Raw genomic sequence first — 22,635 nt, 5'->3', positions numbered from 1 at the left:
CCTAGAGGTCCTTGCGGCAGGGGACGCGGCCGAGTTCGTACAGGCCGTTCAGGTCGCCGGCGGCGAGCCCGTCCGGGGCGCCGATCTCCGGATACATCAGCTGGTCCGGGTCGGTCACGTGCTCCAGGCCCATGACGTGGCCCAGTTCGTGCAGGATGACGGCGGTGGCGTAGGAGGACCCGTCGCCGCGCTGCAGTTCCTCGGTGATCTGCGGGGCGTCCAGTTCCAGGCTGCCGGTGACGTAGGTCTTGGGGCCGCCCCCAAAACTGAAGTGCGTGCTGCCGCCGGTGCCGATCACGGGGCCCTCCAGCTGGGGCGCCTGCTCCGGCGTCGTCCAGGTGATCAGCAGGGGCGCCCAGCGGTCGCCGTAAGCGTCGTTCTGGTAGGGGGCTCGGGTCTGGGACGGCAGTTCGGTGGTGGAGCCGTCGCTGACGAACCTGATCCCGGTCGCGGCGGCGACGGCGGCGATGGCATCCTCCACCAAACGTTCCGCCCCGGCCGGGGCCAGGGCGGCGTTGACCACGTAATGCAGGGGACGGCAGGGCGAGTAGCCCACCGGTCCGCCGTCCGGGTTGGTGGCCAGGAACTTGAAGGAGCTGCTGGCCGCCGCGGGTTTGCGGGCCTGCCCGAGGGGCTGGTCCTGTTCCTCGTAGCCGGGCGGCGGAACCGCCATGGCGGTGCCGTCGGCCGGGATCCCGGCCTGCCGGGCGGCGCCGCTGGCCGTGGCGTGTCCGACGGCGCCGGGCCCGGTGCCCAGCCCGGTCCCCGGCACGCGGCGGGCGGTGGAGTCGTGGGGGAGCCCCAGCAGCTCGGTCAGCCGGGGATCGTTGTAGACCAGCCCGGCGGTAGCGAAAGCGGCCACCGCGATGAACGCGACGGCCGCCAGGTTCCGGGCCGCCCGGAAGCCGCCGGCGGCACGGCTGTGCCGCGGCGGCCGGTTCCGGGGGCCCGGGTCTTCCACTAGCCGACCACCGCGCCGAAGACCAGGCCCAGCAGGTAGGTGACGGCGGCGGCGCCCAGGCCGATCGCCAGCTGGCGCAGGCCGCGGGTGACCGGGGAGGTGCCGGAGAGCAGGCCCACGACGCCGCCGGTCAGCAGCAGCGCGATGCCGACCAGGCCGGCGGAGACCACCAGGGCGCCGATGCCGGTCATGCCCAGGACGAACGGGATGATCGGGATGATCGCGCCGGAGGCGAAGAAGCAGAAGCTCGAGGCCGCCGCGCCCCAGGCCGTGCCGACGGCCTCGTGCTGGTCCTCGGCCTCGGGCAGTTCCGGCTGGAGCGAGAGGCTCGGATCGCAGTCGCAGTCCAGCAGGCCCATCCGCTCGGCGACGCGGTGCTCGGCGGCCTCCCGGGACATGCCGCGGGCCAGGTAGACGAGGACGAGTTCGTTGTGCTCGATGTCCAGGGATGGCGCAGCGGCGAGGGTGATCTGGGTGGGCCGGGTGGCGGCCAGCAGCTCACGCTGGGAGCGGACGGAAATGAACTCGCCGGCGCCCATGGACAGCGCACCGGCCAGGAGGCCCGCGACGCCGCTGAGCAGCACCACGGAGCTGCCGACGCCGGACGCCGCCATGCCCATGACCAGGGAGAGATTGCTAACCAGTCCGTCGTTGGCGCCGAACACGGCGGCGCGGAAGCTGCCGGCGAGCCGGTTGCGGCCGCGGGTTGCCAGGCCCCGGACCACCTCCTCGTGGATCTGTTCGTCCGCGACCATGGCCGGGGTGGCGGACGGGTCGTTGGCGTAGGGGGAGCGGCTCTCGGCCCGCTGTGCCAGGGCCAGGACGAACACCGAGCCGAAGTGCCGGGCCAGGAAGCCCAGCAGCTGGCTGCGCAGCGACGCCGGACGCGGCCGGCCGGCGTGCTCGCCGAGCAGCTGCAGCCAGTGCGCCTCGTGCCGGCCCTCGGCCTCGGCCAGGGCCAGCAGGATGGCGCGTTCCTCGCCGCTGCGGTTCTGGGCCAGTTCCCGGTAGACGCGGGCCTCGGCGCGTTCGTCGGCCAAGTACTGGCGCCAGCGCCGTATATCGGCGGGCTTGTGCTCCGTCATCGACGCTGCCGGGGTGTGGCCGGAGCCGGCCGGCCGGGCGTCGCCGTGGGCGTGGTTTTGGTTGGATGGTGCGTGCTGGGACACGGAAAAACTCCTGGCTGGATGTGGCCTCGCCGGGCCCGGATCAGCTCCCAGCGTACCCCGGTATTCCGCGGATTTTCGGCCGGTATTCCTCACCGAAAAGTTTAGGGCCGCCGTAAAATTTGCGGGCTCCGGCGGCCCCTCCGGCGGCCTCAGTAGCTGGCCGTCCCGCCGCCCGCCGCGGCGCCGTCGTCCGCCACCGTGTGTTCTCCAGAAGGGCCGTCCACGCAGAACCGGGCGGCGAGCGCCTCGGAACCCCGGGCCAGGAGCGCGACGTCGGCGCCCACCAGGATGAAGGCAGCTCCGGCCGCCCGGTAGCGGTCCGCCGTCGCCGGGTTGAAGGCGTTGACGCCCGCGGGTTTCCCGGCCTCCCGCGCCGCGGCGAGGCAGCGTTCGACGGCGGCGACGACGTCGGGGTGCTCCTGCTGTCCCAGCAGCCCCATCGAGGCGGCGAGGTCCGAGGGGCCCAGGAAGATGGCGTCCACGCCGTCGACGGCGAGGATGTCCGCCACCGCATCCACGGCGGCCGTGGACTCGATCTGGACCGTGACGCTGATGGTCTCCCCGGCCCGGGCGAGGTAGTCCGGGACCCGGTTCCAGCGCGCGGCGCGGGCAAGGGCGGAGCCCACCCCGCGGACTCCCTGCGGCGGGTAGCGCGTGGCGGCCACCGCGGCTTCGGCCTCCGCCGCGGAGTTGACCATGGGAATCAGCAGGTTCTGCACGCCCAGGTCCAGGTACTGCTTGATCAGGACGGTGTCGTTGACCGGCGGCCGGACCATGGTGTGGACCGGGTAGCCGTGGACGGCCTGGAGCTGGGCCAGGATGGATTCCAGCCCGTTGGGGCTGTGCTCGGCGTCCACCAGCAGCCAGTCCAGGCCGGAGCCGGCGCAGAGTTCGGCGATCAGCGGGCTGCCGGAGCAGACCCACATGCCCGCCAGGGGCCGGACCCCTTCGGCCCGGCGGTGGAGGGCGTCGCGGAAGGTTTCTTCTAGTCGAAACGGCATGTCACGGCTCCCAGCGGTCCGTAGTCGGCGTGGACGGTGTCGCCCCGGTAGACCCAGAGCGGGCGAGTGAAGGATCCGGCCAGGATGATGTCCCCGGCTTCCAGGGCGTCCCCGTGGGCGGCGATCTTGTTCGCCAGCCAGTGCACCCCGTTGGCCGGGTGGTCCAGGACGCCGGCGGCGACGCCGGTTTCCTCGACGGTCTGGTTCTTGTAGAGGATGGCGGAGACCCAACGGAGGTCGACGTCGCCCGGCTTTACCGGGTTGCCGCCCACCACCATGGCGCCCATCGCGGCGTTGTCCGCGATGGTGTCCACGATGGTCCGTCCCTCCATCTCGATCCGTGAGTCCAGGATCTCCAGTGCCGGCACCACGTATTCGGTGGCCCGCAGCACGTCGAAGAGCGTCACGCCGGGGCCCTTGAGCCCGTCCTTGAGCACGAACGCGAGCTCCACCTCCACCCGCGGGTGGGTGTACCGGTCCCACGGCACGGAGCAGCCGGTCTCCAGCACCATGTCATCGAAGATCGCACCGTAGTCCGGTTCGGTGATGCCTGTGGCCGCCTGCATCGCCTTGGAGGTCAGGCCGATCTTCCGGCCCACCAGGGTCCTGCCGGCGTCCTCGTTGCGGCGCCGCCAGAGCCGCTGCACGGCGTAGGAGTCCTCCACCGTCATCTCCGGGTACCGCGCCGTCAGCCGGGGCACCGGGGTGCGGGTCCGGCCCGCGTCGACCAGTTCGTCTGCGATCGCCTCGATCGCCGCCTGCTCCATCATGGTCAGAGCTGCGCGCCGAGCTTGAACCCGGTCCGGTCGCCCTCGGGGGAGCCGTCCTTGCGGGTGTAGGAGAAGCCATCGGCGCCGACCGTGACGGCCATTTCCGAGGCGTCGGTGCGCTCGATGACCGGCTGCGGGTTGCCGTCCAGGTCCAGGACCAGGGACGCCTCGGTGTACCAGGACGGGACCACCGGGTTGCCCCACCAGTCGCGGCGCTGGTTGTCGTGCACATCCCAGGTGATGGTGGGGTTGTCCGGGTCGCCGGTGTAGTAGTCCTGGGTGTAGATCTCGATCCGGTGCCCGTCCGGGTCCAGGATGTAGAGGTAGAAGGCGTTGGAGACGCCGTGCCGGCCCGGGCCGCGCTCGATCCGGTCGCTGATCCGCAGGGCGCCCATCTTGTCGCAGATCTGGATGATGTTGTGCTTCTCGTGCGTGGCGAACGCGACGTGGTGCATGCGCGGGCCGTTGCCGCCGGTCAGGGCGGTGTCGTGCACGGTCTGCTTGCGGTGCATCCAGGCGGCGTAGGTGACGCCGTCGGAGTCCTTGATGTCCTCGGAGACCCGGAAGCCCAGGTCCTCCAGGTACTTGCGGCCGCGGGGGACGTCCGGGGTGACCTGGTTGAAGTGGTCCAGGCGCACCAGTTCGCCGGCGGAGTACAGGTCGTAGCGCTGGGTGAGGCGCTCGACGTGCTCCACCTCGTAGAAGAACTCGTAGGGGAAGCCCAGCGGGTCCTCGACCCGGACGGCGTCGCCGATGCCCTTGGTGAAGCCCTCCTTGCGGCGCTCCACCCTGCAGCCGAGCTCTCGGTAGTAGGCCTCGGCGGCGTCCACCTCGGCGGGGGACTTCACCCGGTAGGCGAAGGCGGCGACGGCGGCCACCGGTCCCTTGCGCAGCACCAGGTTGTGGTGGATGAACTCCTCGAGGGAGCGCAGGTAGATGGCGTTCTCGTCCTCCTCGGTCACGTGCAGGCCGAGCAGATCCACGTAGAACGCGCGGGATGCCGCGAGGTCGGTGACGACGATTTCCATGTAGGCGCAGCGGACGATGTCCGGCGCCGGGACGGTGGGGGTGGGGATGAAATCGGTCATGGGGGTCTCTCTTCGTTGAAAGGGGGGCAGGTGAGCGCTGGCTGGAAGACTCAGGCGCCGAACTTGGGCGTGTGGACCTTGCCGAGGGTGATGTGGACGGCCTGCTGGTCGGTGTAGAAGTCGATCGAGCGGTAGCCGCCCTCGTGGCCCAGACCGGAGGCCTTGACGCCGCCGAACGGGGTGCGCAGGTCGCGGACGTTGTGGCTGTTGAGCCACACCATGCCGGCCTCGACGTTCTGTGAGAAGGTGTGCGCGCGGGTCAGGTTCTGGGTCCAGATGTAGGCGGCGAGCCCGTACTTGGTGTTGTTGGCCAGAGCGAGGGCCTCCTCGTCCGTGTCGAACGGGGTGATGGCGACGACGGGGCCGAAGATCTCCTCCTGGAAGATCCGCGCGTTGGGGGCGACGTCGGCGAAGACGGTCGGGGCGATGTAGTTGCTGTTGTCCAGGCCCTCGGGAAGGTTCTCCGGGCGGCCGCCGCCGGCCAGCAGCCGGCCCTCGGTCTTGCCGATCTCGACATAGGAGGCCACCTTCGCGTAGTGCTCGGGGTGGACCAGCGCGCCGACCTCGGTCCGGGGGTCCTGCGGGTCGCCGACGACGATGTTCTTCGCCCGGGCGGCGTACTTCTCGCAGAACTCCTCGTAGATGGGGCGTTCGACCAGGATCCGGGACCCGGCGGTGCAGCGCTCGCCGTTGAGCGAGAAGACACCGAACAGGGCCGAGTCGATGGCGGCGTCCAGGTCGGCGTCGGCGAAGACGACGCAGGGGGACTTGCCGCCGAGCTCCATCGAGAGGCCCTTGAGGTTCTCCGCCGCGTTCCGGAAGATCGTCTGGCCGGTGGTGGTCTCTCCGGTGAAGGAGATCAGCGGGACGTCCGGGTGCTTGACCAGCGCGTCGCCGGCCTCCTCGCCCAGGCCGTTGACCAGGTTGAAGACGCCGTCCGGGAGGCCTGCGTCCTTGAAGATCGTTGCCCACAGGGAGGCCGAGAGCGGGGTGAACTCGGCCGGCTTGAGCACCACCGTGTTGCCGGTGGCCAGGGCCGGGGCGAGCTTCCAGGACTCGAGCATGAACGGGGTGTTCCACGGGGTGATCAGGCCCGCGACGCCGATCGGCTTGCGGTTGACGTAGTTGATCTGGGCGCCGGGGACCTTCATGGCGTCGTCGAACTGGGCCACGATCAGGTCCGCGAAGAAGCGGAAGTTCTCGGCGGCGCGGAGGGCCTGGCCCTTGGCCTGGGTGATCGGCAGGCCGGTGTCGAAGGTTTCCAGCTCGGCGAGCCGGGCCTCCTGGGCCTCGACCGCGTCGGCGATCCTGTTCAGTACCCGGGCGCGCTCGCGGGGCTTCATCGTCGGCCAGGGGCCGTTGGTGAAGGCCTCGCGGGCGGCGGCGACGGCGAGGTCGATGTCCTCCTTCTGGCCGGCGGCCGCGGTGGCGTAGGTCTGGTTGGAGGCCGGGTCCAGGACGTCGAACGTCTTCCCGGAGACGGAGTCCACGAACCGGCCGTTGATGTAGTGCTGGATGGTGGTGGGAAGGTCTGCCGGCACGTGCCGGGTGACGGTGGTTTCTGCAGGAGTCGTCATCGTTGAAGTCCTATCTGGTGATCGGTGGTCAGTCAGTCAGTGGTTGGTCTGGGCGAGGTAGGCGTCCAGGGTGGCGCTGCGGTGCCGTCGGGCAGCCTGCTCGATCTCGTCGGCGTCGGCACCGTCCTCGATCAGCCGCAGCAGCGCCTCGTGCTCCTCGACCGATTCGCTGGCCCGGCCCGGGACGAAGCGGAACGTGGAGGACCGCAGGGCGGCGAGCCGGTTCCAGCCCCGGTGCACCAGGTCCAGGATGTGCGGGTTGGGGCAGTGTTCGAACAGGACGCTGTGGAAGTCCTGGTTCAGCCGGGTGAACCGGACGGGGTCGAAGTGCTCCAGGCACTCGCGCATCTCAGCGTTGACCGCCCGGGCCCGGGCCACGTCCGCGGCGCCGATCAGGGGAGCGGACAGTGCGGTCGCGGCACCCTCGACGATGCTGAGGGTCTGCATCGTGTAGAGGTACTCGGTGGGGTCGATCCCGGCGACGGTGGCGCCAATGTTCCGCTCGAACGTCACCAGTCCCTCGGCCTCGAGGCGGCGGATCGCCTCCCTGACCGGGACCACGCTGACGCCCAGGTCCTTGGCAATGGCGCCGAGCACCAGCCGGTAGCCGGGGGAGTAGCTGCCGTCCACGATCCTGGCCTTGACCGCCTCGTAGGCAAGCTGGGACTTGCTGGCGGCGCCGGTTGATGCGGTGCCTGGCGTGGCGGTCTCAGTCACGGGGCTGCTCCGCGTCCCAGGCTTCGTACTTCCCGCGCCAGGCGGCGTCGAGCGGGTAGAGGCCGTCCACGCTGTGCCCCTGGGCCACCATCTCGGCGATGAAGGCCTCCTCGCGTTCCTGGGCGATGGAATCCTCCGCCAGTTCCGCGGCGAGGGCCGGCGGGATCACCAGGATGCCGTCGGCGTCGGCGACGATGATGTCCCCGGGCTGGACGGTGGTGCCGCCGCACGCGATGGTGATGTCCGTGTCCCAGGGGACGTGCCGGCGGCCCAGGACGGCCGGGTGCGGGTTGGCGAAGTAGGTTGGCATCTCCAGGGCGGCGACGGCGGACAGGTCGCGGACGCCGCCGTCGGTGATGATGGCGGCCGCGCCGCGGACCTGGGCGCGGAGGGCCAGAATATCCCCGACCGTGCCGGTGCCCTTCTCGCCCCGGGCCTCCATGACCAGGATTTCGCCGTCGTTGACCGTGTCGATGGCGCGCTTCTGGGCGTTGAAGCCGCCGCCGTGGGTCTTGAAGAGGTCCTCCCGGTTGGGCACGTAGCGCAGGGTCCGGGCCAGGCCCACGATCCGCTTTCCGGGGCGGGTGGACTGGAGCCCGTCGATGCTGACGTTGTTCAGGCCGCGCTTGCGCAGCTGCGAGGACAGGGTGGCGGTGCAGACGCTCTCGAGTTTCGCCTTAAGCTCCGGCGGCAGGGCAGGTGCGGTGTTTTCGGCGGTACCGGACTCGGGGAGGCCGGCCGCCGCGCGGGAGCCGTACGCCTCCTCGCGCTGGGTGTCGTCGGCCTTGGGCCCGGCGCCGAAGTCGGCGAACGGCGTCGTTCCCTCGGTCACTGTGGTGCGCAGCCGGCCGGTGCTGTGCGCGCCGCCGCTGACTTCGACCTCGACGACGTCGCCGGGCCGGGCCACGGAGGCTCCGGCCGGGGTGCCGGTGAGGATGATGTCACCCTCCTGCAGCGTGAGCAGCTGGGAGAGGTCCGCGACCAGCCGGGCGAAGGGGAAGAGCAGGTCCGCGGTGGTGTCGTCCTGGACCAGCTCGCCGTTGTGCCAGGTGCGGATCCGCAGCCCGGCGGGGTCGATGGCGTCGGCCGGGATCAGGGCCGGGCCCACCGGGGTGAACCCGTCGCCGCCCTTGGAACGGACGTTGGAGCCCTTGTCCGCGTAGCGCAGGTCGTAGACGCCGAGGTCGTTGCTGGCGGTCACCGCGGCGACGTAGCTCCAGGCGTCCCCGACGCCCACGCGGCGGGCGTCCTTGCCGATGACCAGGGCCACCTCGCCCTCGAAGCCGAGCAGTTCGCAGCCGGCCGGACGTTCGACGCTTGAGCCGGAGAGGGCCAGGGAGGACGATGGCTTCAGGAAATACGAGGGCTGCTCCGGCGTGCGGCCGCGCTGGGCGGCCCGGCTGGGGTAATTGAGGTGGACCGCAATGACCTTCCGTGCCGCGGCCAGGGTGTGGTCGGTGACCTGTTCCAAGAGCTACTCCTCATCGAGTACGAAATCGTATACGATCACTGTCCCCCTGGGGGCGGGGCCCTGTCAACCCCGTCACCGCGGGATATTTCGAGCCACTTGTAAGCTGTGTCATACCTGCCGTACAGTCAATGAGCAGACAGAAGCGTTCTATTATCGAACGCAAAATTCTATTATCGAACACCCTGGGTGTGGAGCCGTAGCCGGCGCCCGAAGCCCAACGCCACACAACGAAGTGAGGACAGCCCGTGCATTTCCACCACCACGGATACGTTTCCGGTGACCCGCGGGTCCAGCCCGCCGCCGGCGTCGGCCTCGACCGCCCCGACGAGCTGCCCGACCGGATGGACGTGCTGATCGTCGGTACCGGCCCCGCCGGCATGCTGGCCGCCGCGCAGCTTGCCCAGTTCCCCGGCGTCAGTACCCGCATCATCGAACGCCGTCCGGGCCGCCTCGCCATCGGCCAGGCCGACGGCATCCAGGCCCGCAGCGTCGAGACGTTCCAGGCCTTCGGCTTCGCCGAGCGGATCATCGCCGAGGCGTACCGGATCACCGAGATGGCGTTCTGGAAGCCGGACCCGGCCGACGCCACCCGGATCGTCCGCTCCGCCCGCGCCCTGGACGACCCCGCCGGCATCAGCGAATTCCCGCACCTGATCGTCAACCAGGCCCGCGTCCTGGACTACTTCGCCGAGTTCATGGCTAACTCCCCGGCCCGGATGCGGCCCGACTACGGCTGGGATTTCGTCCGCCTCGAGGTGGGGGAGGGCGACTACCCCGTCACCGTCACCCTCACCCGCACCGCCGGGCCCGACGCCGGCACCGAGCGCACCGTCCGGGCCAAATACGTCGTCGGTGCCGACGGCGCCCGCAGCCGCGTCCGCGACTCGATCGGCTGCACCATGGCCGGGGACAAGGCCAACCACGCCTGGGGCGTCATGGACGTGCTGGCCAACACCGACTTTCCGGACATCCGCACCAAGTGCGCCATCACCTCCGGCTCCGGCGGCAGCATCCTGTTGATTCCGCGCGAGGGAGGACACCTGTTCCGCATGTATGTGGACCTGGGTGTGGTCCCCGAGGGCGACGCCGGCGCCGTCCGGCAGACCAGCATCGAGCAGATCATCGCCCAGGCCAACGCCATCATCCACCCCTACACGCTGGACGTCCGCAACGTCGCCTGGCACAGCGTCTACGAGGTGGGCCACCGGCTCACCGACCGGTTCGACGACGTCGTCCCCGCGGACCGCGGGACCCGCACCCCGCGGGTGTTCATCACCGGCGACGCCTGCCACACCCACAGCGCCAAGGCCGGCCAGGGCATGAATGTCTCCATGCAGGACGGCTTCAACATCGGCTGGAAGCTGGGCCACGTGCTCGAGGGACGCAGCCCGGAGGAGCTGCTGGCGACCTACTCGGCCGAGCGCCAGGTGGTGGCCAAGAACCTCATCGACTTCGATAAGGAATGGTCCACCCTGATGGCCAAGAAGCCGGAGGAGTTCAACAGCCCCTCCGAGCTGGAGGACTTCTACGTCAGCACCGCCGAATTCCCGGCCGGCTTCATGACCCAGTACGCCCCCTCCATCCTGATCGGTGAGCCGGCGCATCAGGACCTCGCCGCCGGGTTCCCGATCGGCAAGCGCTTCAAGTCCGCGCCCGTGGTCCGGGTCTGCGACACCAACCCCCTGCACCTGGGCCACCAGGCCACGGCGGACGGCCGCTGGCGGATCTACGTCTTCGCAGATCCCGCTGTGGCCGGCGCACCCTCGCCCACCACCGACCTGGCGGCCTGGCTGGCGGAGGCCCCGGATTCGCCGCTCGCCGCGACGCCCGAAGGCCTGGACCGGGATGCCTGGTTCGACGTCAAGGTCATCTACCAGCAGCCCCACACGGAGGTGGACATCACCGCCGTCCCGGACGTATTCAAGCCACAGGTGGGCCCCTTCGCGCTGACCTATTTGGAGAAGGTCTACGGCACGGACCCGTCCGCGGACATCTTCGACCTGCGCGGCATCAGCCGGGACGGCGCCGTCGTCGTGGTCCGGCCGGACCAATACGTCGCCACGGTGCTGCCGCTCACGGCGACGGCGGAACTCGCTGCCTTCTTCGCCCCGCTCCTTCCCCGGCAGTCGGCCGTCCCGGTCTCCTGAGGGCGGCGCCAGCCGCGCAGTCCCGCGAACCGCCGTCGGCGCCCCTACGGCACCGGCGGCGTTTCCTTGACCGGAAGCGCGGCCGGTGTTCGAATGAAAACGCCAGGCGGGATTCCCGGCAGGCCCGCCAGCCGCTCCCGGAAACGTGAGCGGAGCAACCGCACACCGCTGCCAGCCCGAGCGCACGGAGGTCGCACCATGGACAACACCGGATCACAGGCCGCCCGGCCGTCGAGGGACTCCGTTGAGTCCGACCCCGACTACGACTTCGCCGACGACGAACCGGTCGAGGACTCGGAGACCGTCGAGGAGGAGCTGCTGGAGGAGGCCGACCAGCGCCTCCCGCTGGACACGGAGGACTTCCTGGGTGAGGACCAGCCCGTCGGGTCGCCGGACGCGGACGAGTTCCGCGGCCCCGAGGATGGCGGGTAGCCCCGGCCCCACACAGCGCGACGGCGGCGCCCCCCCCCACGGGAGGCGCCGCCGTCGTTCTTCATCCGTCGTTTTAATGCACGCGGATCCTTAGTGCGTGAGAACCGGGACCTCGTCCGACTCCTCCGCCGAACCGCCGGCGACCCGCTGCTGCCACGAGCGCATCACGGCGGCGTCGGTCGGCTTGGTCAGCAGCGAGACCGCCACGTAGACCAGCGCCGAGGCGATCAGGCCGTAGTAGATCGGTTCGTTGGCGTAGATGCCGTCCAGCGGGACCTCTGCGTTGATCTCGAGGATGATCATGGTGCCAAGGGTGATGACCGATCCCACGGCCATGGACGCGGCGGCGGCGATCCCGGTGCCACGCTTCCAGACCAGGCCGCCCAGGATTGCCACCAGCAGGCCGCCGACCAGGATGTCGTAGGCGATGGTGAGGGCGGCGACGACGTCCTTGGTGATGATCGCGATGACGATCGCCACGACGCCCAGGCCCAGGACCCAGACGCGGTTGGCCTTGACGTCGTGCTCCGGGTTGTCCGTGTCGTCGGTGTTGACGGTCTTGCCGAACCAGCCGGCGACGAAGGGCACGACGTCGGCGCGGGCCACCGTGGCCGCGGCGATCAGGGCGCCGGAAGCGGTGGACATCATGGCGGCGACGGCGGCGGCGAGCACCAGGCCGCCGATGCCGATCGGCAGCAGGTTGGTGGCGACCTCCGCGTAGACCACGTCCTTGCCGAGGGCCTTCACGTCGATGGCGGGGAGGGCCACGCGGGCGCCCAGGCCAATCAGGGCGCCGGCGGCACCGTAGAGGATGCAGTAGAGGCCCGCCGTCGAACCGCCCCAGCGGGCGACGGAGGGGGTCTTGGCGGTGAACACGCGCTGCCAGATGTCCTGGCCGATCAGCAGTCCCAGGGTGTAGACGACGAAGTAGGTGATGATCGTCTGGGCGCCGATGCCGTCGATCTGGAAGAAGCTGGCATCCACGCGGCTACGGATGCCGTCCAGGCCGCCCGCGGCGTTCAGGGTGAACGGGAGCATGAGCAGGAAGATGCCGACCGTCTTGATCACGAACTGGACCTGGTCCGCCAGGGTGATGGACCACATGCCGCCGATCGTGGAGTAGACCAGCACGATCGCGCCGCCGACGGCGATCGCGAGCGCCCGGTCCCAGCCGAAGAGCACCACGAAGATGGTGGCGTAGGCGCCGGTGGAGGTGGCGCAGAGCATCAGCGTGTAGGCCAGCATGACGATGCCGGAGGCCTGAGTGGCGCGGCTGCCGTAGCGCAGGGTCAGCATCTGGGAGACGGTGTAGATCTTCAGCTTCTGGATGGTCCCGGCGAAGAGGAGGCTCAGCAGCAGGACGCCGGCGCCGATCGCCACCACCAGCCACATGCCGGAGATGCCGAACTTGTAGCCCAGGCCGACGCCGCCGACGGTGGAGGCGCCGCCCAGGACGACGGCGGCCATGGTGCCGGTGTAGAGGAAGGGTCCGAGCCGGCGGCCGGCCACGAGGAAGTCGCTGTTGTTCTTGGTGCGGGACTTGCCCCACCAGCCGAACGCCAGCATGGCGATCAGGTACACCACCACGATGGCGATGTTGAGGAATTGTGCATCCATAAAGGCTCCTTGGAGCGGTTGTGGCAGCCCGCGGGCCGGCCGCGGCACTGCGAAGCGGCCGCCGGATCTGCTGGACGGGAGAACATGCGGAGGGTGCGAGGTGTAACGTTCATTGCCAAATAGGCAACACCTGTTGCCAAACGCTAGATTGTGATGGTGCTTACAGTCAACCTGTGAACGCCGTGTGTCCCAGCGGGGAACGGCCTCGGGGCAACGGCTAGGATTGGCACCAATGCTGGGGCCGCGCGGCCGGCCGTGAAAGGTTCCCATATGAAGGCTCTCCCTGTTGAACCGAGCAACGTTCCGGTTGCCATCGGCTCCAGAATCCGCGCCGCGCGGCAGTCCCAGCGGCTCACGATCGAACAGGTTGCCGATGCCACCGGCCTGACCAAGGGCTTCCTAAGCCGGGTGGAGCGGGACCTGACCTCCCCGTCGGTGAGCTCCCTCGTGACCCTTTGCCAGGTCCTCTCCATCTCCATCGGTGACCTCTTCGCGGCCCCGGAGACGCACCTGACCCGCCGCGGCGACGGTCCGCGGATCTCCCTCGGCGGCGAGGGAATCGTTGAGCGGCTGCTCACCGCCCGCTCCGAGCGGCGGCTGCAGATCATCCAGGCCGTGATCGAACCGCGCGGCCGCGGAGAGTCCGAGTTGTACGCCGTGGACTGCGACGTCGACGTCCTGCACGTGGTCAAGGGCAGTATCCGGCTGGTCCTGACCAATGAGTCCTTCGACCTGGCGGCCGGCGACACCGTCACCTTCCCGGGCCGTGAACCGCACACCTGGATCAACCCCACCGACGAGCCCGTCGAGGTGCTCTGGGTGCTGGTCCCTGCCGCCAGCCAATAGTTCCTTTCCGCGTACGTTCCTGCCCGGTTACCTCCGCCCGGCCGAGTTCGGGGTTGGGCGGCGGTCACGGCTGGGGCCGCGGGTCCGCGGGTGGTCTCTGGCGCGGGAGCGGGTAACCGGGCGGGAGCGTACGCCGCCCTAACGTCCGCCCCGACGGTTCACTGCCAGGGCGGCGCGCATCTCGGCCACGACCCGCTCCGGCTCGAACCACAGGTGTTCGGGCATGTAGCGCAGCACGGCGAACCCGTTCAGCGTCGAGGCGTTGTTCCGGCCCAGGTCGCGCCGCATCGCCTCCCGCCCCGAGTGGAACGCGAAGCCGTCCACCTCGACAATCAGGAATCCCGCCAGAAGGAAGTCCACCCGGCCGATCCCCGCCAGGAAGACCTGCGCCTCGTAGGAGATGCCGTTAGTGCGGAACAGATGGATGGCGTCCACCTCCACGATCGACTCGGCCCGCAGGTCCAGTTCCCGCAGCACCGTCCGCGCCGTGCCGGAGCGGTCGGCCCGTAGCTGGTCTGCCAGCAACTCCCGCGGCACGCCGAGCAGCCGCATGGCGGAGGTGGCAATCGCGGTGGAGGCCGGCCGGGCGAGGCATCTTAGGGCGTGCAGGACCACATCCTCGACGGCGGCCACCGGCGGTCCCGCAGGTGCCCCGAAGCGGATGGTCCGGTGCCGGATAAAGCCCCCGCCGTGGCCGTGGTTGCAGGCCAGATGGTGGCTGTCCGGGGCGCCGCGGAGCCAGAGCCCGTAGTGGGTGGCGGCGCTCGCGCAGGTCACCCGGGCGTCGTTGAGGACCGCGGCGAGGAACTCGGGGCGGCAGTCGGGGAGGGTAAAGATGTCCCGCCGCGGCTGCCGGACGAGTGCGGCCAGCCGCGCGATATCCCGCCGGGAGTAGCCCGCGGCCAGCAGTTGACCGGTCCGGGCTACGCCGCCGAGCTGTGAGAGGTGCATGAGTGGATCCATGGGACCCAGTCCAGGCCCGGACGGGGCCGCCCGGAACGGGGGAGCGGGCGTATCTGGACAACTCCGGACGGATTCCGCCCGGTCCGGCGTGCAATCCTCCCCGGTTACCTCCGCGGCCACCCGACCCCGTCCGGTCCGAACCGCGCAATGACGGGCATTCGACCGGCCGAACCGGCGTGCGGGCCGGAGTAACTGGGGAGGAACGCACGGGCCGCCCGGACCAGCCGCTAGAAGTAAACAACAGGTGCGCAGCAGGCAACTTCGAGTGTATGATGACAGTCACATCCACCCCCGTATCCAGAAGGAGACGCCCGCTTGGAAGAGTTGCGCATCGAGGCCAACGGAAACCTTGGCCCCATCGATTCCGCCCGCATCCCCCGGTACGCCGGCGCGGCCACCTTTGCCCGCCTGCCCCGCCTCGACCAGGTGGCCAAGGCGGACGTCACGGTGGTGGGCGTGCCCTTCGACTCCGGGGTGTCCTACCGGCCCGGCGCCCGCTTCGGCGCCAACCACGTCCGCGAGGCCAGCCGCCTGCTGCGGCCCTACAACCCGGCCTGGGACGTCAGCCCGTTCGAGAACCTCCAGGTGGCCGATGCCGGCGACATGGCCGTCAACCCGTTCAACATCAACGAGGCCATCGAGTCCATCCAGCAGAACGCGCTGGACCTGACCGCCGCCGGCAGCAAGCTGTTGACCCTCGGCGGGGACCACACCATCGCCCTGCCGCTGCTGCGCGCCGCCGCCGAACGCGCCGGCCAGCCCGTGGCCATGCTGCACTTCGACGCCCATCTGGACACCTGGGACACCTACTTCGGCGCCGAGTACACCCACGGCACCCCCTTCCGCCGCGCCGTCGAAGAGGGCATCCTCGACACCGAGGCGATCAGCCACATCGGCACCCGCGGCCCGCTCTACGGCAAGAAGGACCTTGACGACGACCACCGCTTCGGCTTCGGCATCGTCACCTCCGCCGACGTCTACTACCAGGGCGTGCTGGAAACCGTCGCCAAGGTCCGCGACCGGATCGGCAACCGCCCGCTCTACATCTCCGTCGACATCGATGTCCTCGATCCGGCCCACGCCCCCGGCACCGGCACCCCGGAGGCCGGCGGCCTCACCAGCCGCGAACTGATCGAGATCATCCGCGGCTTCCGCGGCATGAACCTCGTGGGCGCCGACGTCGTCGAGGTCGCCCCGGCCTACGACCACGCGGACATCACCGGCGTCGCCGGCAGCCACGTCGCCTACGAACTGGTGACCCTGATGGCGGACAACGCGGCCGACGGCGGTCCGACGTCGGGCAACGGCTACGCGGCGCAGGCGCTGGGCCGCGAAAACCGCCGCCCGGCCGGCTTTGCTGCCGCTCCCGCCCAGGCCCCGGCCGCATCGGCGGAGGCGGCCCGATGAGCGGCGTCCGCAACGGCGGCGACCTCGTCGTCGAAACCCTGGAAGCGCTCGGCGCCAAGACCGTCTTCGGCATCCCCGGCCAGCACGCCCTGGGCCTGTTCGACGCCATGGGCCGCGGCAACCTCCAGTTCGTCTCCTCCCGGGTGGAAAACAACTCCGCCTTCGCCGCGGACGGCTACTCCCGCGCCACCGGTGAGGTCGGCGTGCTCTTCCTCTCCACCGGTCCCGGCGCTCTGACCTCCCTGGCCGGCCTGCAGGAGGCCTACGCCACCGGTGTGCCGATGGTCGTGGTGGCCAGCCAGATCCCGCTCGAGGGACTCGGTGCCCGGCGCAAGGGCATGCTGCACCAGCTCGATGACCAGAAGGCCTCCGCCGCCAACGTCACCAAGAGCCAGCGGCTGATCCAGCACGCCTCCGGCATTCCTTCCGCCATCCAGGACGCCTGGACCGAGGCCATCTCCTCCCCGCAGGGCCCGGTTTGGATCGAAATCCCGCAGAACGTGCTGCTGGACCCGATCATGGTGCCCCCGGTGGAGGACGCCCTCGCCGAGGCCGCCGATAACCCGCCCCGGGTGGAGTTGGTCCGCGAGGCCGTGAAGTGGCTCGAGGACGCCAAGCGCCCGGCCATCATCGCCGGCGGCGGCACCCGCCGCGGCCACGCGGAGAAGTCCCTGCTGTCGCTGGCCGAGAAGCTCCGCGCGCCGGTGATCTGCACCCCCGGCGGCAACGGCGCTTTCCCCTGGACCCATGAACTCTCGCTGCAGTCCTGGATCGAAGACCAGCACATGACCGAGCTGCTCGAGGACGCCGACGTGCTGATCGTCATCGGCTCCTCGCTGGGCGAGGTCACCTCCAACTACTTCACCTTCGAGCCGCGTGGCCGGATCATCCAGATCGACGCCGAACCCCGCGTGCTCGAGTCGAACCGGCCGGGCCTGGGCATCCGGGCCGACGCCGGGCAGGCCCTCGCCGCCCTGGACGAGGCGCTGACCGAACCGCACGGGGAACGCGCCGACTGGCACGGAACCCCGCCGGAAACCCTGGTCAAGGACACCCTCGCCAAGGTCCGTGCCCGGCTGGAGTCCCAGGACCTCGGCAAGGAACTGAAATTCATGGCGGAAATCCGCGAGGCGGTCCCCGCCACGATGCAGACCTTCTGGGACATGACCATCTCCGCCTACTGGGCCTGGAGCTGCTGGGACGCCCGCGAGGGCCAGTTCCACTCCGCGCAGGGCGCCGGCGGCCTGGGCTTCGGCTTCCCCGCCGCGATCGGCGGGGCGGTGGGCCTCGAGACGACAGGGCGGTCCGGCGCCTCGGCAAGGGTCCTGGCGGTCTCCGGCGACGGCTCGGCAATGTACTCCATCTCCGAGCTCGCCACGGCCAAGCAGCACAACGTCCCGGTCACCTGGCTGATCGTCGACGACGGCGGGTATGGCATCCTGCGCGAGTACATGGTGGGCGCCTTCGGCAAGGCCACCGCCACCGAACTCGCGCGGCCGGACTTCGTCAAGCTCGCCGAGGCGTTCGGCGTTCCCGCGGTGCGGGTGGCCCCCGAGAACGTGGGGGAGGCGCTCAAGGCCGGCTTCGCCGCGGACGGCCCCAACGTCGTCGTCGTCGAGACCCTGCTCAAGATGTTCGCCCCTACCCACTTGGACGTCTAAAACCAGCAGAACGAAAGGCCCCGATCCACCCGGATCGGGGCCTTTCGCCGTCTCCGGAGGACCCTCATGGCAGCCCCATGGCAGGTCCGCGAAGCCCATCACGAACGCCCTTAGTTTCCCAAAGCAATCATTTTCATGTATTGTTGCTTCGGGCAAGCAAATAAGGGGGCATCCTCATATGTCAGTCGCATCGACCACTGCAGCCAAGTTGGTCCACCACATTTTTGATCTTCAGCGCGCCGTCCGGTGCGTTGCCGCCGCGAGCCTGCGCGGCGACGATACCGGCGTCGCGCTTCAGGGCGTCCTCCGCTTCGTGGGGGAGGGCGAGACCCGCGCCACCCACCTGGCGGAACGGCTCGGCGTCAGCGCCCCGGTCCTCAGCCGGCACCTCTCGGAGCTGGTCGACCACGGCTACGTCGTGCGCCGGCCCGATCCCGAGGACGGCCGCGCCCAGCTCGTGGCGCTGTCCCCGGCGGGCGTGGAGAAGCTCCGTGTCATCGAGGAACACCGGGCGGCCAGCCTGCAGTCCCTGTTGCAGGACTGGAGCGAGGACGACGTCGAGGAGACCGCCCGCTCACTGAAAAAACTTGCCGAGTCCCTTCGGAACTCGGCCCGGGCAAAGACGGCCGGATCCACCGATACCACCACCTTTGTTGAGGAGTAAAGATATGGCCAGTCACGCAGCGGCCGCCGGGCCATCCCCGACAGCCACGCAGAATCCCCAGCCCGCACCCCAGGTGGTGATGTCGCACCGCCAGATCATGGAGGCCCTCACCGGCCTGCTGGCCGCGTTCTTCACCGCGATCATCAGCAGCACCATCGTCGCTAACGCCCTGCCGACCATCATGTCGGAGCTCAAGGGCACCCAGACCGACTTCGCCTGGGTGATCACGGCCGCGCTGTTGGCCAACGCGGCCACCACCCCCATCTGGGGCAAGCTCGCGGACCTCTTCGACAAGAAGTTCCTGGTCCAGCTGAGCATCGTTGTCTTCGTCGCCGGCTCCGTGATGGCGGGTTTCTCCCAGACCATCCCGTTCCTGCTCACGGCCCGCGTCATCCAGGGCATCGCCATGGGTGGCCTGACCGCGCTCGCCCAGGCCATCATCGGCTCGATGATCCCGCCGCGTGACCGCGGCAAATACTCCGGCTACATGGGCGCCGTCATGGCCGTCGGCACCGCGGGCGGCCCGCTCCTGGGCGGCTTCATCGTGGACAGCCCGCTGGGCTGGCGCTGGACCTTCTTCGTCTGCGTCCCGCTCGCCATCATCGCCCTGATCCTGCTGCAGATCACGCTGAAGCTCCCGCACGTCAAGCGTCCCGCCAAGATCGACTGGCTGGGCTCGATCCTGCTCACCTCCGGCGTCAGCCTGCTGCTGATCTGGGTCTCCTTCGCCGGCAACCCGGACTACTACGACTGGTGGTCCTGGCAGACGGTCGCCATGGTCGGCGGCGGCATCGCCCTCCTGGCCCTGCTGGTCTTCGTCGAAGGCCGCGTCGCGCAGCCGGTCATCCCGCTCAAGATCATCTCCGAGCGCACCACGGCCCTGGCCATCCTGGCCTCCGTCGCCGTCGGCGTCGCGATGTTCGGTTCCTCCGCGTTCCTGGGCCAGTACTACCAGGTGGCCCGCGGCGCCAGCCCCACCGAGGCCGGCCTGCTGACCCTGCCGATGATCGCCGGCAACCTGATCGGCTCGGTCCTCTCCGGCCAGCTGATCAGCCGCACCGGCAAGTGGAAGCGCTACCTGATCGCCGGTTCCATCCTGCTGATCGGCGGCCTGGGCCTCGCCGGCACCATCGACCACACCACCGAACTCTGGATCACCGGCCTCTACACCGCGGTCCTCGGCCTGGGCCTCGGCCTGCTGATGCAGAACCTTGTCCTCGCCGTCCAGAACACCGTCCGGGCCACGGACATCGGCACCGCCAGCGCCTCGGTCGCGTTCTTCCGCTCCGTCGGCGGCGCGATCGGCGTCTCCGTCCTCGGCGCCGTCCTGGGCAACCGGGTCAAGGAACTCGCCACCCAGGGCCTGGCCGCGGCCGGCATCCCCGTTCAGGGCGGCTCCTCCGGTGGCAGCCTGGACCTCAAGGACCTGCCCCCGCAGATCCGCGACATCATGCGCGCCGCCTACGGTGACGCCACGGCGGAAATCTTCATGATCTCGGCGATCGTGGGCATCCTGGCGCTGGTTTCGGTCCTGTTCATCAAGGAGAAGCCGCTGCGCCGCACCGTGGACGTACAGCCCGAGCCCGCCGCCCAGACCGCGGCGTCCGGAGCCATCACCGGATCCGGTGCGGACATCGACGCCGGGGCTGCCGCTCACGCCGTCGCCGCGCACGGTCCTGCCGGCGAGGGTTCCGCCCAGGGTCCCGGCGAGCCGTCCACGGACACCACCCCCACCGGAATCGTGGACCTGGACCGCGAGTTCATCGAGGTCCTGAGCCGGCAGCGGAACGGCGGAACCCGGTTCCCCGCCGCGGCCCGCGAGCAGGGCCCGGCCGACGACGCCGACGCCCGCGCCGAGCGTGAGGGTGCCCGTCTCCGGTCCCGGACCATGGTGGCGGACGCCAAGGCCGACGACGCCGACGTGCTCCAGCTGCTCATGCAGACCCAGCGGCTGTTGGCCGAGCAGCAGGTCCAGCTCGCGGATGCCCTCCGCGCGGTGCATGACCAGGCTGCCGAGCAGCGCGCCATCGCCGCGGAACAGGCCCGCGTCGCCGAGCAGCTCACCACGCTCCGCCGCCAGCTGGCCAAGGAACGGAAGCTGCAGCGCGCCGCCGCGGACTACATCGCCACGCACGGCCGGCACCGCGGCGAATAGCCCCGCGCACCCCAGGCGTCGCAGCCAGGATCCGGCGGCCCCGTACCTTCCCGCGAGGGGAGGTGCGGGGCCGTTGGTTTCCCTTTCCGGACGCTGTTCCGCCGGCGCCCAAGACCTCGTAGAGTTGGACGGCTAAGGCTGTCGGCCCCTGCTGCTTTACTTTCGTAATGTATTTGGATTAACCGCTTCTTCCAGAAGGACCAGTGGGCATGCTTCTCACCCTCATCCGGCGCTACTCGAGGCCGTACCTGCCGTTCATCGCGGCCGTCGTCGTCTTCCAGTTGGCCTCCACCATCGCCGCGCTGTACCTGCCCAGCCTCAACGCCCAGATCATCGACGAGGGCGTCTCCCGTGGGGACACCGACTACATCTGGCGCACCGGCGCCCTGATGCTCGGCGTAGCCCTGGTCCAGGTGGTCACGGCTATCGCCGGCGTTTACTTCGGTTCCCGTGCCGCGATGGCCTTCGGCCGCGACCTGCGCCGCGGGGTCTTCCGCAAGGTCAGCAGCTTCTCCGCCCGCGACGTCAACGTCTTCGGGGCGCCGTCGCTGATCACCCGCGGCACCAATGACGTGCAGCAGGTGCAGATGCTGATGCTGATGGCGCTCAACTTCATGGTGGCCACGCCCATCATGTGTATCGGCGGCATCGTGATGGCCCTCCGCGAGGACCTGAACCTCTCCTGGCTGGTGTGGGTTTCCGTGCCGCTGCTGGTGGTGGTGGTCGGCTACCTGGTGGTCCGGCTGATGCCCCTGTTCCGCTCCATGCAGGCCAAGATCGACCGGCTCAACGCCGTCCTGCGCGAGCAGATCATCGGCATCCGCGTGGTCCGCGCCTTCGTCCGTGAACCGCACGAGGAGCAGCGCTTCGGCGCGGCCAACCAGGACCTGACCAACGTCTCGCTCAAGATCGGCTCGCTCTTCGTCCTGATGTTCCCGGCGATCGGCATGATCCTGCACATCTCCACCGCGGCCGTGCTCTGGTTCGGCGGCCAGCGGGTGGATGCGGGGGAGATGCAGGTCGGGTCGCTGACCGCGTTCCTGCAGTACCTGCTCCAGATCCTGATGGCGGTCATGATGGGCACCTTCATGGCCATGATGATCCCGCGCGCCTCCGTCTGCGCGGACCGCATCGGGGAGGTGCTCGACGTCGAACCCTCCATCCACGAACCCGGAACCCCCGTGGCTCCCGCCGCCCGGGCCGGCCGGGTGGAATTCCGGAACGTCTCCTTCGCCTACCCCGGTGCCGAGGCCCCCGTGCTCAGCGACATCAGCTTCACCGCCGAACCCGGCCAGACCGTTGCGATCATTGGGTCCACCGGCGCGGGCAAGAGCACGCTGCTGGCCCTGCTGCCGCGCCTCTTCGACGCCGCCTCCGGCGAGATCCTGCTGGACGGCGTCCCCGTCACCAACCTCGACCGGGCCGAGATCACTAGCCGCGTCGCCATGGTCCCGCAGCGGCCCTACCTGTTCTCCGGAACTATCGGGCACAACCTGCGGTTCGGCAAGTCCGAGGCGACCGACGCCGAGCTCTGGGACGCCCTCACCGTTGCGCAGGCAGCCGACTTCGTCCGCGAGAAGAAGAACGGCCTCGACGCCCGGATCGCCCAGGGCGGCACCAACGTCTCCGGCGGCCAGCGCCAGCGGCTCTGCATCGCCCGGGCCCTGGTCACCGAACCCAAGGTCTTCCTCTTCGACGACTCGTTCTCCGCGCTCGACGTCGCCACCGACGCCCGGCTGCGCAAGGCCCTCAAGGCCAAGACCGCTGACGCCACAGTCATCATCGTCGGTCAGCGGGTCTCTACCATCGCCGACGCGGATCAGATCCTGGTGCTGGACAAGGGCCGGATCGTGGACCGCGGCACCCACGAGGAGCTCCTCCAGAGCTCCAGCACCTACCAGGAAATTGTCGAATCCCAGCTGACCGCGGAGGCCATCGCGTGAGCACCAACGAAAAGCTCGGCCGCAACGCGCCGGACGAAACGGCCGG

Annotated in this window: 18 protein-coding genes; 8 read left to right on the top strand and 10 right to left on the bottom strand. The window is 69.8% G+C overall.

Annotation, left to right across the window (positions count from 1 at the left end):
• Window position 1 precedes the first annotated feature (1 nt).
• The 8 genes from QWJ39_RS14980 to QWJ39_RS14945 form a co-directional block, all read right to left on the bottom strand.
• A complete protein-coding gene (locus tag QWJ39_RS14980) occupies window positions 2–961 on the bottom strand; it encodes a matrixin family metalloprotease (protein ID WP_290258664.1) in 960 nt (319 codons plus the stop codon).
• The gene (locus tag QWJ39_RS14975) at window positions 961–2,130 is read right to left on the bottom strand and encodes a VIT1/CCC1 transporter family protein (protein WP_290258663.1); all 1,170 of its coding nucleotides are present in this window, start codon (window positions 2,128–2,130) and stop codon (window positions 961–963) included. The genes QWJ39_RS14980 and QWJ39_RS14975 overlap by 1 nt, the downstream gene beginning before the upstream one ends.
• Window positions 2,131–2,279: 149 nt before the next feature.
• Window positions 2,280–3,131 (bottom strand): HpcH/HpaI aldolase/citrate lyase family protein, encoded by an 852-nt coding sequence (locus tag QWJ39_RS14970; protein ID WP_290258662.1) that lies wholly within the window; start codon window positions 3,129–3,131, stop codon window positions 2,280–2,282.
• Window positions 3,116–3,901, bottom strand: a complete 786-nt coding sequence (hpaH, locus tag QWJ39_RS14965) for a 2-oxo-hept-4-ene-1,7-dioate hydratase (protein ID WP_290258661.1) — start codon at window positions 3,899–3,901, stop codon at window positions 3,116–3,118. Before hpaH ends, QWJ39_RS14970 begins: the two co-directional genes overlap by 16 nt.
• 2 nt (window positions 3,902–3,903) lie before the next feature.
• Window positions 3,904–4,989, bottom strand: coding sequence for a 3,4-dihydroxyphenylacetate 2,3-dioxygenase (hpaD, locus tag QWJ39_RS14960; protein WP_290258660.1), 1,086 nt, complete (start codon window positions 4,987–4,989; stop codon window positions 3,904–3,906).
• Between the two features lie 50 nt (window positions 4,990–5,039).
• Window positions 5,040–6,566: a 5-carboxymethyl-2-hydroxymuconate semialdehyde dehydrogenase gene (hpaE, locus tag QWJ39_RS14955; RefSeq protein WP_290258659.1), complete on the bottom strand. Its 1,527-nt coding sequence runs from the start codon at window positions 6,564–6,566 to the stop codon at window positions 5,040–5,042.
• Window positions 6,567–6,602: 36 nt separating this feature from the next.
• On the bottom strand, window positions 6,603–7,283 hold the full coding sequence (locus tag QWJ39_RS14950) for a GntR family transcriptional regulator (RefSeq protein WP_290258658.1): 681 nt from the start codon (window positions 7,281–7,283) through the stop codon (window positions 6,603–6,605).
• On the bottom strand, window positions 7,276–8,754 hold the full coding sequence (locus tag QWJ39_RS14945) for a fumarylacetoacetate hydrolase family protein (protein WP_290258657.1): 1,479 nt from the start codon (window positions 8,752–8,754) through the stop codon (window positions 7,276–7,278). The genes QWJ39_RS14950 and QWJ39_RS14945 overlap by 8 nt, the downstream gene beginning before the upstream one ends.
• 245 nt (window positions 8,755–8,999) lie before the next feature.
• Between QWJ39_RS14945 and QWJ39_RS14940 the strand changes: the two genes are divergently transcribed.
• Window positions 9,000–10,901 (top strand): FAD-binding monooxygenase, encoded by a 1,902-nt coding sequence (locus QWJ39_RS14940; protein ID WP_290258656.1) that lies wholly within the window; start codon window positions 9,000–9,002, stop codon window positions 10,899–10,901.
• 198 nt (window positions 10,902–11,099) lie between these two features.
• Window positions 11,100–11,333, top strand: coding sequence for a hypothetical protein (locus QWJ39_RS14935; protein WP_290258655.1), 234 nt, complete (start codon window positions 11,100–11,102; stop codon window positions 11,331–11,333).
• A gap of 90 nt (window positions 11,334–11,423) precedes the next feature.
• Here QWJ39_RS14935 and QWJ39_RS14930 read toward each other — a convergent pair whose 3' ends face one another.
• Window positions 11,424–12,950, bottom strand: coding sequence for a sodium:solute symporter (locus QWJ39_RS14930; RefSeq protein WP_290258654.1), 1,527 nt, complete (start codon window positions 12,948–12,950; stop codon window positions 11,424–11,426).
• 270 nt (window positions 12,951–13,220) lie between these two features.
• Here QWJ39_RS14930 and QWJ39_RS14925 point away from each other — a divergent pair, with 270 nt between their 5' ends.
• Window positions 13,221–13,796, top strand: a complete 576-nt coding sequence (locus QWJ39_RS14925; RefSeq protein WP_290258653.1) for a cupin domain-containing protein — start codon at window positions 13,221–13,223, stop codon at window positions 13,794–13,796.
• 138 nt (window positions 13,797–13,934) lie between these two features.
• Here the strand turns inward: QWJ39_RS14925 and QWJ39_RS14920 are convergent, their stop codons facing one another.
• Window positions 13,935–14,747 (bottom strand): DUF559 domain-containing protein, encoded by an 813-nt coding sequence (locus QWJ39_RS14920; protein WP_290258652.1) that lies wholly within the window; start codon window positions 14,745–14,747, stop codon window positions 13,935–13,937.
• Between the two features lie 327 nt (window positions 14,748–15,074).
• On the opposite strand from QWJ39_RS14920, the gene speB reads away from it, so the two are divergent.
• The 5 genes from speB (at window position 15,075) to QWJ39_RS14895 (ending at window position 22,589) form a co-directional block, all read left to right on the top strand.
• A complete protein-coding gene (gene speB / locus QWJ39_RS14915) occupies window positions 15,075–16,166 on the top strand; it encodes an agmatinase (protein WP_290258651.1) in 1,092 nt (363 codons plus the stop codon).
• The gene (locus tag QWJ39_RS14910) at window positions 16,163–17,827 is read left to right on the top strand and encodes a thiamine pyrophosphate-binding protein (RefSeq protein WP_290258650.1); all 1,665 of its coding nucleotides are present in this window, start codon (window positions 16,163–16,165) and stop codon (window positions 17,825–17,827) included. The genes speB and QWJ39_RS14910 overlap by 4 nt, the downstream gene beginning before the upstream one ends.
• A 178-nt stretch (window positions 17,828–18,005) precedes the next feature.
• On the top strand, window positions 18,006–18,491 hold the full coding sequence (locus QWJ39_RS14905) for a MarR family transcriptional regulator (protein ID WP_290258649.1): 486 nt from the start codon (window positions 18,006–18,008) through the stop codon (window positions 18,489–18,491).
• Between the two features lie 4 nt (window positions 18,492–18,495).
• Window positions 18,496–20,646, top strand: a complete 2,151-nt coding sequence (locus QWJ39_RS14900; protein ID WP_290258648.1) for an MFS transporter — start codon at window positions 18,496–18,498, stop codon at window positions 20,644–20,646.
• A 209-nt stretch (window positions 20,647–20,855) separates the two neighbouring features.
• Window positions 20,856–22,589: an ABC transporter ATP-binding protein gene (locus QWJ39_RS14895; RefSeq protein ID WP_290258647.1), complete on the top strand. Its 1,734-nt coding sequence runs from the start codon at window positions 20,856–20,858 to the stop codon at window positions 22,587–22,589.
• Window positions 22,590–22,635 lie beyond the last annotated feature (46 nt).

The organism is Arthrobacter sp. YD4, from assembly GCF_030410515.1.
Taxonomy (GTDB): domain Bacteria; phylum Actinomycetota; class Actinomycetes; order Actinomycetales; family Micrococcaceae; genus Arthrobacter.
This window is presented reverse-complemented; position numbering and strand designations above follow the sequence as displayed.